This window comes from Paenibacillus sp. B-A-8, from assembly GCF_048572915.1.
GTDB lineage: Bacteria > Bacillota > Bacilli > Paenibacillales > Paenibacillaceae > Paenibacillus_AQ.
On record NZ_CP183882.1, the window covers coordinates 2,199,466 to 2,212,458 of the forward strand.

Annotated in this window: 15 protein-coding genes; 10 read left to right on the plus strand and 5 right to left on the minus strand. The window is 43.6% G+C overall.

The annotated features are described in order from the left end of the window. Positions 1-112 precede the first annotated feature (112 nt). Both ACN6MV_RS09405 and ACN6MV_RS09410 read left to right on the plus strand, forming a co-directional pair. Positions 113-604, plus strand: a complete 492-nt coding sequence (locus tag ACN6MV_RS09405; protein ID WP_042125916.1) for an RNA polymerase sigma factor — start codon at positions 113-115, stop codon at positions 602-604. Beyond that, positions 601-1,602: an anti-sigma factor gene (locus ACN6MV_RS09410; protein ID WP_419886219.1), complete on the plus strand. Its 1,002-nt coding sequence runs from the start codon at positions 601-603 to the stop codon at positions 1,600-1,602. Before ACN6MV_RS09405 ends, ACN6MV_RS09410 begins: the two co-directional genes overlap by 4 nt. Before the next feature lie 76 nt (positions 1,603-1,678). Here ACN6MV_RS09410 and ACN6MV_RS09415 read toward each other — a convergent pair whose 3' ends face one another. Beyond that, entirely contained in the window at positions 1,679-2,023 is a 345-nt protein-coding gene (locus ACN6MV_RS09415; RefSeq protein ID WP_419886220.1) for a winged helix-turn-helix transcriptional regulator, read from the minus strand. A gap of 174 nt (positions 2,024-2,197) precedes the next feature. Between ACN6MV_RS09415 and ACN6MV_RS09420 the strand changes: the two genes are divergently transcribed. The 6 genes from ACN6MV_RS09420 to ACN6MV_RS09445 all read left to right on the plus strand — a co-directional run bounded on the left by ACN6MV_RS09420 (position 2,198) and on the right by ACN6MV_RS09445 (position 7,895). Then, positions 2,198-3,130 (plus strand): aldo/keto reductase family protein, encoded by a 933-nt coding sequence (locus tag ACN6MV_RS09420; RefSeq protein WP_419886221.1) that lies wholly within the window; start codon positions 2,198-2,200, stop codon positions 3,128-3,130. A gap of 30 nt (positions 3,131-3,160) precedes the next feature. Then, on the plus strand, positions 3,161-4,009 hold the full coding sequence (locus ACN6MV_RS09425) for an NAD-dependent epimerase/dehydratase family protein (RefSeq protein WP_042125925.1): 849 nt from the start codon (positions 3,161-3,163) through the stop codon (positions 4,007-4,009). A 105-nt stretch (positions 4,010-4,114) separates the two neighbouring features. Then, on the plus strand, positions 4,115-5,137 hold the full coding sequence (locus tag ACN6MV_RS09430) for an SDR family oxidoreductase (RefSeq protein WP_042125927.1): 1,023 nt from the start codon (positions 4,115-4,117) through the stop codon (positions 5,135-5,137). Between the two features lie 153 nt (positions 5,138-5,290). Further along, positions 5,291-5,950, plus strand: coding sequence for a class I SAM-dependent methyltransferase (locus ACN6MV_RS09435; RefSeq protein ID WP_042125929.1), 660 nt, complete (start codon positions 5,291-5,293; stop codon positions 5,948-5,950). A gap of 142 nt (positions 5,951-6,092) precedes the next feature. Further along, positions 6,093-7,091, plus strand: a complete 999-nt coding sequence (locus ACN6MV_RS09440; protein ID WP_419886732.1) for a CapA family protein — start codon at positions 6,093-6,095, stop codon at positions 7,089-7,091. A gap of 546 nt (positions 7,092-7,637) precedes the next feature. Beyond that, positions 7,638-7,895, plus strand: a complete 258-nt coding sequence (locus ACN6MV_RS09445) for an AbrB/MazE/SpoVT family DNA-binding domain-containing protein (RefSeq protein WP_042125931.1) — start codon at positions 7,638-7,640, stop codon at positions 7,893-7,895. Between the two features lie 142 nt (positions 7,896-8,037). On the opposite strand, the gene ACN6MV_RS09450 is transcribed toward ACN6MV_RS09445, so the two are convergent. Both ACN6MV_RS09450 and ACN6MV_RS09455 read right to left on the minus strand, forming a co-directional pair. Continuing rightward, positions 8,038-8,547 carry a PadR family transcriptional regulator gene (locus ACN6MV_RS09450; protein ID WP_076121088.1) on the minus strand — a complete coding sequence of 170 codons (510 nt, stop codon included), beginning with the start codon at positions 8,545-8,547 and terminating at the stop codon, positions 8,038-8,040. 96 nt (positions 8,548-8,643) lie between these two features. Continuing rightward, entirely contained in the window at positions 8,644-9,807 is a 1,164-nt protein-coding gene (locus tag ACN6MV_RS09455; protein WP_076121087.1) for an ABC transporter permease, read from the minus strand. Positions 9,808-10,001: 194 nt separating this feature from the next. On the opposite strand from ACN6MV_RS09455, the gene ACN6MV_RS09460 reads away from it, so the two are divergent. Together ACN6MV_RS09460 and ACN6MV_RS09465 are read left to right on the plus strand one after the other, a co-directional pair. Next, complete coding sequence (locus ACN6MV_RS09460) at positions 10,002-10,727, plus strand: HAD family hydrolase (RefSeq protein ID WP_042125935.1); 726 nt, start codon at positions 10,002-10,004, stop codon at positions 10,725-10,727. A 217-nt stretch (positions 10,728-10,944) separates the two neighbouring features. Then, positions 10,945-11,220, plus strand: a complete 276-nt coding sequence (locus tag ACN6MV_RS09465) for a hypothetical protein (RefSeq protein ID WP_076283332.1) — start codon at positions 10,945-10,947, stop codon at positions 11,218-11,220. 120 nt (positions 11,221-11,340) lie between these two features. Here the strand turns inward: ACN6MV_RS09465 and ACN6MV_RS09470 are convergent, their stop codons facing one another. Together ACN6MV_RS09470 and ACN6MV_RS09475 are read right to left on the minus strand one after the other, a co-directional pair. After that, positions 11,341-12,471, minus strand: coding sequence for a YheC/YheD family protein (locus ACN6MV_RS09470; RefSeq protein WP_042125939.1), 1,131 nt, complete (start codon positions 12,469-12,471; stop codon positions 11,341-11,343). Further along, entirely contained in the window at positions 12,453-12,971 is a 519-nt protein-coding gene (locus tag ACN6MV_RS09475; protein ID WP_076121531.1) for a hypothetical protein, read from the minus strand. Before ACN6MV_RS09475 ends, ACN6MV_RS09470 begins: the two co-directional genes overlap by 19 nt. Positions 12,972-12,993 lie beyond the last annotated feature (22 nt).

The following is a 12,993-nucleotide window of genomic DNA, read 5'->3' on the forward strand; positions in this document are numbered from 1 at the left end:
ATACTGTTAGCGGTAAGGGGATTTTTTACGAAGCTTTTCTTTTATAAGTTTTTTCTCCTACCAGCTAACTTTCCGAGAACTTCACCGTTATACATACGAAGGGAGGTGCAGGATGAAGCCCGGGCAGCTACATCAGATACTTCAACCCAAAATGCTAGAAATCCAAAAATACTTGATTCGTCTCGGGGCACCTGCAGCCGACGCGGAAGATATCGTACAGGATACGGTGTATAAGGCTCTATTGTATATCGACTCTATTGATGAGAACAAATTCAGTGCATGGCTATATAAAGTAGCGATCAATCGCTACTATGATCTGTGCCGCCGCAGCAAACGTATAATCATTCCTATTGACTATGTCGATGTGCCGGATACGGAACTTCCGGAGGATCATTTGTTGCTAAAAGAAAAACGGGAAGACATTGACCGCGTGCTTGCAGAACTGCAACCGCTCCATAAACAACTCATTATTATGAAGTATGAACTGGAGTTGTCCTATCAGGAGATAGCAGAGCTCCTCGGAATCACGACAGATACAGTCAAGTCGGCATTGTTTCGTGCCCGCAAGCAATTCCAAAAAAAGTATAGAGGTGAAGCGGAATGACAGCACCATGGGAACAAAAGGATGATCAAAACCTTTCAAAAATAATTAAGAAAGCAAAACGAAAAACAATGATTCGTAATACGGTCATTTCTTTGGTCGTGACTGTTATAGTATTGTTCGGCGGCATGCTGGGTATCTCTCAACTGACTAGCTGGTTAGCGATGCGCGGGCTGGATGAGGAGAGGATCATGATGGAAATTAGCAGTCCTAATCTTCATGAGCTGAGAACTGAGCTGGATCTAGGATTTTTATCAGGAAAAGTTGAACTGAGTACTTACAAGGTTGTTGAGGGTGTACCTGTCGTGTGGGATATTAAAAAGCTGGATTTTAGTATGAGCAGCCGTTTTTCTCTGCTTAGTAGAGGTTATTCTAGTATAAATGTTCCTGATCCAGTAATGACTAGCCAAAATTATGAATATTACCGCGGATATAACAGTCAAAATGGACAGCGGGAAATGATGTTCTATGTACCTGGGGTGAATTATAACGGAAAGGTGTTGAATGACCTACCTGCACTTGAACAAATGGAACCTGGTAAGCTGGTAGAAATGGCAGTTTCATTTGATAAAAGCTATACACAAGCAGAAGTAGAGAAGATGCTGCCAACAGAGCTGACACAGAAGTGGTATTGGGTAGATACGTATGACAATAAAAAGAAGCTTGAGTTTATTACGAATGACAGCAGCCCGAATAAATATGCATTACCGGAATCAGCGAGACAAGTATACGGTTACGGTGTCAATTGGGAAGGGTTATTTAATCCGAAACCAGAGGATTTTTTACAATCACTAGCCTATGGGCTTCAGAAAGAGGGCAAGTATTACGGAGAATTTGAGCGAATCTCGAACTATTTGAAAAAGGATAAAGCGGCACCGGATGCCAGTGACGTACAGCTATTGGGAGTTGTTGTTACAGGAACTGCTAAGGAGCTGCAAAGCCTTAGAGGAAAACCGTATGTAAATACGGCAGTACTCGGCGCAGTTGTGGATAAATACTAGATCGTATAGTAAAAAAGAAGCCCCGGGAACAATGATCCCAGGGCTATTTTGATCATATCACAACCTACCATTTATGCTACGTCCATTTGGCTGACCACAGCTTCATTTCCTTCAAAATTTGATGTAAATCCTCACCTTTTGGAGTTAAAGAATATTCCACTGTTACCGGCACGGTAGGAAAAACATGGCGTTCTAGTACACCGTGTTCCTCTAAATGGCGAAGAGTACTAGTCAACGCGCGGGGGCTAACATTAGTGATTTTTCGCTGAAGCGCTCCAAAGCGTTGGGTGCCGTCGAATAACTCTCTTAATACGAGAAAAGCCCATTTTCCGCCCAACACTTCAAGGGTTTTTTCTACATTACATTCAATAGTAAGTGGGGTTTTAGGGATATAATTATGGGTAGATTTAGCTGTTGTCAAGGAATCTCCTCCTGTTTGGGTGCTACTATACTCTTGTATAGTAACTACTCTAGGGATCATATAGTAAACTAAATTTCACTTCTTCCTATTATATACAAACTATTCTAGAATGAATATGTTCGTTAGGCAACCTGCCGAAATCATAACACGGAACTATGGAAAGGAGCAGTTATTATGAAATATCGTAGACTAGGTGGCACAGGCCTAAAAGTTAGCGAGATTAGTTTGGGAAGCTGGCTGACATATGGAGGATACGTAGAAAGAGATAATGCTGTCAAAGCCATTGAAACCGCTTACGACCTAGGCGTGAATTTTTTTGATACGGCTAATGTTTACGAAAAGGGTGCTGCTGAGAAAGTGCTAGGCGAGACCTTGCGGAACTATCCGAGAGAATCCTATGTACTCGCCACTAAAGTATTTGGAGAAATGGGGATGGGGCCAAACGATCGTGGTTTATCCCGTAAACATATTACTGAGCAGTGTCACGCAAGTTTAAAGCGTCTCGGCGTAGAATACGTGGATATAATGTATTGCCACCGGTTTGATACTGAAACTCCAATTGAAGAGACCTTACGTGCGCTGGATGATCTGGTTCGTCAAGGCAAGGTATATTATGTCGGTGTAAGTGAGTGGACAGCGGCGCAAATGACGGATGCATTAGCTGTAGCAGACCGCTATTTGCTGGATCATATCGTGGTTAACCAACCGATTTATAATATGTTCGAACGTTATATTGAAAAAGAAATCATTCCCCTCGGCGAGCGCCGCGGCATTGGACAGGTCGTATTTTCTCCATTGGCTCAAGGGCTGCTAACAGGAAAGTATAACGCGGATATCCCTGAAGATAGCCGTGCGGCTAAGCTGGATCGGTTGAAGAAGGCGATTACGGAAGAGAAGATTGAAAAGGTTCGCCAACTTAGCGGGGTAGCTGCGGAGCTGAATATTTCTGTGGGAAATCTGGCTTTGGCTTGGATTTTGCGTCAGCCTAATGTAGCAAGTGCGCTAGTGGGTGCAAGTCGCCCGGAGCAGGTCGAAGAGAATGCTAAGGCTTCGGGAATAGAGCTTTCTGAAGATATTCTGAAGAAAATTGAAGAGATTCTTAACTAGAGATAGTTTCATAAAAAAGGAGATATGAACATGGCGAAAGTAGTTGTTACTGGCGGAAGCGGGATGCTCGGCAGATGGGTCGTCCGACATTTTGTAGAACAAGGGTATGAGGTTGTGAATGTGGATACGCAAAAATCTACAGATTCCTTGTGCCAAACGATCATTGCTGATTTGAATAACTTAGGTGAAGTGTATGGCGTACTTGCAGGCGCTGATGCAGTTGTACATCTGGCTGCAATCCCAGCCGCAAATATAAAGACGAGTGAAGTCACCTTTCAAAATAATGTAGGTTCCACCTATAACATTCTGGAGGCTGCTGCTGGACTGGGCATTCGCAAAGCTGTTATTGCTTCCAGTGAATCCTCATATGGCATCTGTTTTGCGGTTAACCCATTGGGTCCGCAGTATGTGCCTATGGATGAGGAACATCCACAATTACCTGAGGATAGTTACGGTCTATCTAAAGTTGTGAATGAAAAGACAGCAGAGATGTTCCAGCGCAGAACGGGTATACAAGTCGTTTCCCTAAGAATCGGAAATGTCATTGACCCATCGACGTATGAACGTTTCCCTTCCTTCATTCATGATCCTGCGCAGCGCGATCGGATTCTGTGGAGCTATATTGATACACGGGATGTAGCGACAGCTTGCCAATTGGCGATTGAAACGGACGGATTGGGCGCAGTTGCTCTTAATATATGCGCAGATGAGACCAGCATGGCTGTTCCTAGCAGAGAGTTAATGGCTGCACGTTATCCAGAGGTGACGGATTTCCGCCAGCCGCTGGAAGGCCATGAGTCGTTACTCAGCAATGCGAAGGCGAAGAAGCTGTTGAATTGGCAGCCAAAGCACTTATGGCGTGATTACGTTAACGAATAAATAACGATTTCGCCTGAATTCAATCTTTGATGTCGAGTACGCTTCTTGTGATCCTTCGTGATCAAAAGCGGACTTTTTGACCATCCTCTATAAGGAGCGTGTGAAATGAAGGTATTATTTATCGGAGGTACGGGACTGATTAGCCAGGCTGTATCCCCGCTCGCCGTAGAACAAGGAATAGAGCTGTATTTGTTCAACAGAGGACAAAGAGGCGAATTCGTTCCGGATGGGGCGAAGGTGATTCAAGGTGACATTCGTAATCCGGCGGAGGCTGCCGAAGTATTGCGAGATTATGAATTTGACGTAGTGGTAGACTGGATTGCTTTTACACCGGAACATGTGCAGACAGATATTAACCTGTTTACAGGTAAAACGAAGCAGTATATTTTTATCAGCTCGGCCTCGGCTTATCAGAAGCCACAGCGTAATTATATAATCACAGAAGAGACACTCCTGGAGAATCCTTATTGGGAATACTCGAGAAATAAAATTGCTTGCGAGCAGCTATTGATGGAAGCACACAAGAACAGCGGATTCCCGGTTACGATTGTTCGTCCTTCCCATACTTACGGAAATACAGCCATCCCTGCGGCACTCACGAGCGGACAGCATCCTTGGTCCTTGATTGATCGTATCCGTCGTGGCTTGCCTTTAGTCATCCATGGAGATGGAACATCTTTGTGGACACTGACGCATAACTCAGATTTTGCCAAAGGGTTCGTCGGATTGCTTGGGCATCCGGAAGCGATTGGGGAGGCCATTCATATTACTTCTGATGAGGTGTTGAACTGGAATCAGATCTATGCGGCCATTGGGCAAGCGGCAGGTGTGGAGCCGAAAGTGGTTCATATCTCTACAGACTTTATCACAGCCTTCTCCCCTCCAGGGACGGCGGATGGCTTGATCGGCGATCAAGCGGTCAGCAGTGTTTTTGACAATCGTAAAATCAAACGTCTCGTGCCTGACTTCCAGGCTGCCGTTCCTTTCTCTGAAGGGATAAAGCAGTCAATTGCTTGGTTCGAGGCTCATCCTGATCAATGCACAGTCGATGCGGAATGGTCTGCTTTACTAGATCATTTGATCGAGAAACATGGAGTTGAGGCCAAGCCTCTATCCTTTTACTCATAAGATTTGTACGGTTAATATTTAAAGACGGTCTGTTCCTAAGGGAGCAGCCGTTTTTTTTTGGTTTGTCTCGCTCAATGTAAGGTTATGGCATGAATCAGCAAATCATGAATATACTCTCACTACCTAAAATTCCGTTAAAAAGGAGTCCTGGCCATGCCAACACATCCCTTTGTCTCGCGTTTTTTTGTAAACTCCGATGCCAGTCGTGAGAAGTTAATTTATGATTTGCCAGAATCCTGGTGGAGCCGTCCCTTTGAATATGAGTGGTGTATTAACTTCATTTCTCCTCATGGAGTTGTGCTGGATGCAGCCTGCGGAATTCCGCATCCCTTGAAATTTTATTTAGCCGGGGTTTGTGCAGAAGTCTATGCTTGCGATATGGACAGCAGGGTGATTTACCGGGAGGACATCTTAGATACGATTACAAATGAGATCGGGGAAAAAGCGGCGAAGCAGGTTATAGCGAGAAGAACAAACAACTTGCATCTTGCTCAGGCCAATCTTGCAGATCTGCCTTATGAGGATGAGAGCTTTGATACTATTTTTTGTATCTCGGTCCTGGAGCATTTGACCTTAGAGGATACGGTGGGTACTTTACGGGAGTTTCACCGAACGTTGAACGAAGAAGGGCTATTGGTATTAACGTTTGATTACCCAACGGTAAACTTAAATCTAATGAATGATCTGCTGCTGCAAGCTGGATTTCAGTATTGGGGGGAGACCGACTTTGAGTTGCCTGCGGATGCTGTATATACAGATTTGTGGGGTGGGTTAAATTGCTTCCGAGCTGTTTTGAAAAAAACAAAGGGATAACAGGTCTTCTTACCCTTAAATTAGTAATCTATTTCCAGTATGCTAGATTAATAGCTAATTTAAATAACATGCTGAGGATAGGAGGCTGTATTTTTTGAGATTAGGATCGAATGTATTGCGCAGAATACTACTCACTACACTTTTGTTATCACTGATCCTCCCTTCGACAATTGCAGTTAGTGCAGCTTCGCCATCGTCAGAACCTATCAAGCTTGCTTTTGCTGGTGATATTCTCTTGGACGGTTTTGTAGGCGATCAGATCGCTAAATACGGAGTGAACTTTCCGTTTGCGAAAGTTGCACCTACCTTGCAAAAGGCTGATATTGCCTTCGCGAATCTGGAAACCCCAGTCTCTATTCGAGGAAAGGCAGCAGAGAAGACCTTTGCCTTTAGATCTAAACCGGCAGTGCTTAGCGGCTTATCCTATGCTGGGATTGATGGCGTATCTTTGGCTAACAATCATATTTTAGATTTCGGAAAAGACGCCATGCTCGACACGCTGGTGCATCTGGATCGAAACAAGATCGGCCATTCAGGAGCAGGCAAAGATGTGGACGAAGCGTTCAAACCGTATACAAAGACGGTAAAGGGGAAGAAGATCGCTATTTTAGGTGTAAGCCGAGTGCTTTCAGGTCCTTCTTGGTATGCCGGTGACAATAAGCCTGGAGCAGCCTCAGCGTACACCTCGCAGCCTATGCTTACGGCTATTCAGAAGATGTCTAAGGAGAATGATTACACGATTGTGTATATTCACTGGAATGAAGAGTTTAAGGATTACCCTGAAAAGTATGCCCGAACACTAGCCAAACAGATGATTGATAGCGGTGCGGATATCATACTCGGCGCACACAGCCATTGCTTGATGGGTATCGAATACTATAAAAACAAACCCATTTATTATTCACTTGGGAATTTTGTATTTAATCGCTCTACACGTGGTGGAGAGAAGACACTTCACTCGATGCTGGTAAACTTTGAGATTAATGAGGGTAAGGTCACAAGTAAGATTACCCCAGTCAAAATTATTGGTGGACAGCCTAACTTTATGGACGATTCTTACAATAGGAAGACGATTAAATTAATGAATAACCTCTCTTATAATGCAGTGATCGAGGCGAATGGTAGGGTTACGGAGAAGTAACTATAATGTTATAGCAGATCGACCAGAGAATACTGGTCGGTTTTTTTATAATTAAATTCAATTAATTGTGTTAAATTTATCCAATATTTGATCTTTCTATTAATTATATGTCATAATTATATTAAATCTGAACGAAGTAGTGTATTAGATTGTCGAAAAAAGTAGATGTATAAAGCATAAATAGTCTGTATTAACTTTACTAGATGTATCATCGCTCTAATATACGCCGGAGTGTTTCCGGACTTGATGTATGGGGTATATGAGGATATCAATAGGGTTACTTCGCAAGCTGATTTGTAATCGCAATGTTGGATATTTATTAATTTCAAGCCTAATAAATTGGATCACTTTACAGCATTTTGTCGAAAGCGTACATATTTTTGTCGAATATTTGTCGATAAATATCATATTTTGTAGAAATAAAATTGACAGGGAAAGAATAGCACTTTAATATTAGAGTATAGCGTAATCATTACTATCACATAGAAGCCTACATAAGCTTTTAGCAAAAATGATTATTAATGTAATTTCAAGGGAGGATGTACGATGATGAAAGCAACAGGCATAGTAAGAAAAGTAGATGAATTGGGACGTATCGTAATTCCTATTGAACTACGTAGAACGATGGGAATTGACATAAAAGACCCACTCGAGATTTTTGTAGATGGAGAAAAGATTATTCTTAGAAAATACGAGCCAACTTGTATCTTCTCCGGAAGCGCAGAGAACCTCATTAATTTCAAAGGTAAAATGGTAAGCAAAGATGTTCTCGATGAGCTGATTTCTAGCTTTGACAGAGTATAATCGATAGATTATACATTTTTGCTAAAAAAGAACCGGTACAGCAAACACGATTTGTGCATGCTGCCGGTTCTTTTTTATGATCGCACAACAAAAAAACAGCAAATCCCCTAGAATAATAGGAAACTTACTGCCCACACGATCCTTATTCAGACTCCAGCACACTTTGAATTTTTTGGATAAAGGCTTCATATTGCACAAGGCCCAATTCCATACACAGCTTTTGGTAAGGGGACAGTTTGCAATCTAGCTGCTTTAATTTCTGATAAAGATCATCGTACATTGCCTGCTTTTCTATCAATGCTTGTCGAAGTAGATTATCTATATTCTCTTTATCGGTCTTATCTCCGAAATACAGATGCATAAAAAAGTCTGAACGCAGAACTTCCTTTTCAGCCGGTGCTTGCAAGTAAGCATGGAACTGATCTAAGCCGGCACGGGTAATGGTAAATACATTTTTGTCAGGTTTGCCTTCCTGCCGTATGGATTCTTTGGTGATTAGGTCCAGCTTCTCCATCTTGCTCAGGGTGGGGTAGATGGTGCCGTAGCTGGCATCAAAGAAAAAAGAAAAGTATTCCTCGAAATGCCGTTTTATCTCATAACCCGAATGAGGTTTTTCACTTAATATCCCTAGAATGACATCTTGTATATTCATTAATCGTTGTCGCTCCTCTCTTTCACCTCCTACCATATCACAACTGCATTTCGCTCTCAATTTGAAAAGGCATAACCAAGGAGGCAAACTAAATAATTACGCATTTGCTGGTACGGGCTCTTGTTCTTGTGATAACAGAGTTTCCTTGCGAATGAAGGTTAGGATAATGCTTAATCCAGCTATTGCTGCACCAATGCAGAGTAGATAGAACATATCTTTCCATACACCATTGCCTCCGATAACTAGGTCGAGCATGCCATTTACCGCGTAGTAAGCAGGTGAAAAGGGACCGATCCAGCTATAAAAAGGAGAAAGCACATCACGAGGAATCGTTGCTCCGGAAGCCAACATTTGTATGGAAAGAAGCGCGATATTTAGCCAGGCGCCAGCGTCGCCGAGTAACAGCAGACTGAACTGTGCAAGAATCATGCAGGAGAGAATCACAGTGAATTCGAACAGCCACATGAGGAGAAACCCATGGTTGGAGTGGATTCCGAGTGAGTTAACCATGATAGTCCCCACTAGAGATGTTAGTACAGCCGTTGCACCCATAATGGCGAACCGGGCTGCAAAGCGATCCCATTTACCAAATTGATCCGATAAGTTGGAAGAAGCTTTTTGTAGATTCATGGCGAGTAGCATAGCTCCGGTAAAGGAGGCAGTAACAATCATTAACGGAACCATAGTTTGTGCAAAATTAGTTGTGGGATTGATGACTTCAACGTTTGCAGAGATTCGGCTGCTTGCCGCACTTTTGATGATCTCTGCTTGTGCTTGCGGCAGCTTCATAGCTTCGAGGGTTTTGTTTAGTGCTGTATTACTGCTTTGAGTGTTCATGGCAGCCGTGACTTTAAGCGCTACAGTCTGCATAACATTGCTAACCATCTGCGGGTTAGATTCATTTACGAGGTAACGGAGTTCGGTCTTTCCGGATGGATTACTAATGGCTCCGGTGAACCCTTGTGGAATATTGATAATCATGCGGATTTCTCTATGCTCAAGGGCTTCCTTGGCAGCTTTTAGTGGAAGGTCCTGTCTGGTTACGAACTGAAGGGACTGGGTAATGCCATCGACTACAGGCTGAGCATTCGCACCATCCTCATTCACAATAGCAATTGGCAACCGATCTACCCGATCAGTTACATGGTCATACCCTGTAATCCAGATTAAGCTGAAAAAGACTTGGAACAACAGTGCAGTTATAATCCCGACGATGGTAGCAGGCTGCTTGAGGAAGTGCATGATTATTGGACGTGACATGGTTATCTCTCCTTTATATTTCAACATGTTATATTACAAGTTGTAATATAACATGTTGAAATATAAACTACAACAAGAAAAATGGAGAGCATGGACATTCCGAAGTGGTTTCATATATCATAGGGCTTGTACTGGAAATTTCGTGCAGATGAATGTGCTTACCTGAAGCAAAAGAGAATGGGGAGGAACAACAGATGAGTAATGAGGTACAAGGAACAGAGCTGAATGCAGTTCACTCGGTGTTGAACAAGCCGGAAGCGATTGTTTTTGATATGGATGGAACATTGTTCCAGACTGAAAGTCTTTTATTACCTGCATATCATAAAATGTTCGATATTTTGCGGGAAGAGGGACTATATGTAGGACCAACGCCACCGGAAGAGCGTATTCTAAGCAGTTTAGGGATGCTGCTGGCAGACATTTGGAAGAAGGTTATGCCTGATGCCGATGAGGCGGTGCACCGCCGTGCAGATGAGCTGCTATTGCAGCTTGAGGTCGAAGGACTTGAAGCAGGTGGGACGTTACTGTATCCTCAGGTGGTCGAAACACTGACTGCTCTAAAAGAGCGTGGAGTACGATTGTTTGTGGCTAGTAATGGGCTGGAGGAATACATTCACAGTATAGTTGTGGTGCATGAGCTTAAAGAGTTATTTGAAGGATTGTATAGTGCGGGTGGTCAAGGCACTGCTACGAAGACAGAATTGCTACGCATTTTGCTGGACAATCATGGAATCAAGAGTGCCTGGATGGTAGGCGATCGCTCGTCCGATGTGGAGGCAGGTAAGGGAAATGCTCAAACCGTCATCGGCTGTGCGTATGCAGGTTTTGGCCGTCAGGATGAGCTGAAGGGCTCCGATGTAATTATCACTTCCTTTGATGAGTTGATAGACTTTTACGACAACGCATTGGTTAGCGAATAGGAATATCGCGATTTATATTTGGTAAAAGAATAAAAGGCAAACCTCATCTAAGCAGAGGGTTGCCTTTTTTAATGTTAAGGTTCTAAATGCAGATGCAGGAATAGCTCAAAGCTAAAAAGATATACATAAACAAAGGGAATGATCCGATAGATCATGGAAAGGGGTTATTCCTATGTGATGATAAGGAATCGAGAAGCATGTTAAAGGAGTATAAAAAATGATAATGAGCTTCCTTTTTATTGCTTTAAGCGCTGCACTTGGAGTGGGCATGTGGTTTTTAGTAATAGGTATAGTCTTTTCTATTGGTGGCGGAGACTTATTTATAGTTACTCATTATGATTCCTTATTTTTTTATATTGCTGTTTTTTTGTTGTGTATCGTGAGCTATCTTTTGTTTATAAAACATCTATTAGAAAAGGACTTACAGCTCTTGCTCCATATTTGTGTGGGTACCACTATACTCTTCTTTTTTCTAACGCCTTGGCTCAGCTAATCAAAATCTTCAATACAACGATTTTTTCTAATATAAGTTCCTCAGAACATCAGAAGTCATACAACAACCGCACTTTCTGCATATTGCAGAGAGGCGGTCGTTTTGTTGTTGAGTATCAATTTATTCCTCAGTAGTCTTAGCTGAGGCTGGAGCACCTTTATTATTATACAGCCATAACGCATATTCCAAAGGACGCACCAGTGCTTTACGATACGTGTTGCCGTCCCCTGAACGTGCGAACACTTCACGGGCAGGTTTTGGATTAACCTCCAGCACATAGATTTTTCCTTCTCGATCAATGGCGAGATCTAGTGCAAGCTCACATAAGGCTCCAAAGCTGTCTTCCAGGAAGGCTGCGGCATCAAGTCCTAATCGCTCTGCGGTTTTCATAACCTTATCGGTTTTATCCTGACTACCCAGCCATTCCTTTAGCAGCGTTTCAGCTCGAACGGCATGCCCACCCCCGTGAAGATTGGAGGTTACGCTTCGGGCTGCACCGACCCTAGCGGCCATACCAGTCAGTTCCCAGACCCCTTGCCCATTCTTTTGAACGAGCATACGATAATCATGGAAACGTCCGCCAGGCAGACGCAGCGGGATACCCTGCTGGACGAGGAATCGTCCACCGATACACCATTGTCGAACAATGGAATCCAATCTTGTGGAAGAGACCTTTCGGGGTGGAATAATCCGGCGATCTTGGCGACGGCCTTGAATATCAAAGACCCCTTTACTGTTCTTTACCCGCTCAATTCTAAGGATACCGCGTCCACCTGTACCGTTTGCTGGCTTGACATAGAGCACGGGATTCTGTTTTAACATCCGGTGTAGATCGGCAGAGGATTGATATAGCAAAGTTTCTGGCATATGCTGCCGGAACCTGCTTTTTTGTGAGAACGTTTGATGAATGGTCCATTTGTTGCGCAGTGGACGATTCAGAAACAGCAGATGTTTATAGCGTTCACGGAAACGAAGCAATTGTTCAAAGCGAGCGCTGCGCTGGATACGGCAACGATCATAAATCATGTTCGGGAAGGAACGCCATTTGCGAGACCATTTTCCGCTCTTGGGATCATAGACAAGGGCATGGATTTGCTCTTTGCTGGGATGGACATCCATGGGGGTAAACACAAAAACATCCAAACCGATTCGACTACCCTCAATGATCATTCTCCGGTACACGGCCTTTTCTTCAAGCTGCTTGGCTTCATTGATATACAAAGTGAGAATGCCTAAGACGGGCTCTGGCACAGGAGTTCACCTTCTTGTGGAGAAATGGTAGTACTGACGGTATTCTGCGGTGATCTGATCAATAAAGTTGGCTTGCCAGTAGGGCCACTAGTAAGCGCCACTGCGGCAAGGCCAACATTGAAGCACATTTTCAGACTGGCTGTATTATCGCTGGCAACACTGCATTCTAGACGGCCTAAGCGCTTTAACTGGGCGGTCATCAGGGCGGTGCCGGTATGCTTATTCCGGTATAAGGGATGCACGGTAACGAGACAGGCTTCTTCCCCGAAACCGGATACGAAGCTTACTCCTGCTAGCTGGCGACCATTTTGACCGCGTACGGTAGCGACAAGCAGCGAGACACCTGGCTCTGACAACTGATCTGGAGTTAATTTGGCCAGTACCTTACAAGCTTGGTTTGTAATGCGCCGCTCTCCGTGTTCTCTTATAAACTCAAGCAGTCCGGTTAGCCGCGATTTCCACTTTTTAGCATCAGTGTCGTAGATGGAGGATATCTGCATGCTGTGTCACATCCTTTAATGA

Coding starts and splice junctions, on each gene's coding strand:
- ACN6MV_RS09405 (WP_042125916.1), top strand. CDS start 113: ATGAAGCCCGGGCAGCTACATCAGATACTTCAACCCAAAATGCTAGAA.
- ACN6MV_RS09465 (WP_076283332.1), top strand. CDS start 10,945: ATGATAATGAGCTTCCTTTTTATTGCTTTAAGCGCTGCACTTGGAGTG.
- ACN6MV_RS09435 (WP_042125929.1), top strand. CDS start 5,291: ATGCCAACACATCCCTTTGTCTCGCGTTTTTTTGTAAACTCCGATGCC.
- ACN6MV_RS09445 (WP_042125931.1), top strand. CDS start 7,638: ATGATGAAAGCAACAGGCATAGTAAGAAAAGTAGATGAATTGGGACGT.
- ACN6MV_RS09455 (WP_076121087.1), bottom strand. CDS start 9,807: ATGTCACGTCCAATAATCATGCACTTCCTCAAGCAGCCTGCTACCATC.
- ACN6MV_RS09430 (WP_042125927.1), top strand. CDS start 4,115: ATGAAGGTATTATTTATCGGAGGTACGGGACTGATTAGCCAGGCTGTA.
- ACN6MV_RS09475 (WP_076121531.1), bottom strand. CDS start 12,971: ATGCAGATATCCTCCATCTACGACACTGATGCTAAAAAGTGGAAATCG.
- ACN6MV_RS09410 (WP_419886219.1), top strand. CDS start 601: ATGACAGCACCATGGGAACAAAAGGATGATCAAAACCTTTCAAAAATA.
- ACN6MV_RS09425 (WP_042125925.1), top strand. CDS start 3,161: ATGGCGAAAGTAGTTGTTACTGGCGGAAGCGGGATGCTCGGCAGATGG.
- ACN6MV_RS09420 (WP_419886221.1), top strand. CDS start 2,198: ATGAAATATCGTAGACTAGGTGGCACAGGCCTAAAAGTTAGCGAGATT.
- ACN6MV_RS09450 (WP_076121088.1), bottom strand. CDS start 8,547: ATGAATATACAAGATGTCATTCTAGGGATATTAAGTGAAAAACCTCAT.
- ACN6MV_RS09460 (WP_042125935.1), top strand. CDS start 10,002: ATGAGTAATGAGGTACAAGGAACAGAGCTGAATGCAGTTCACTCGGTG.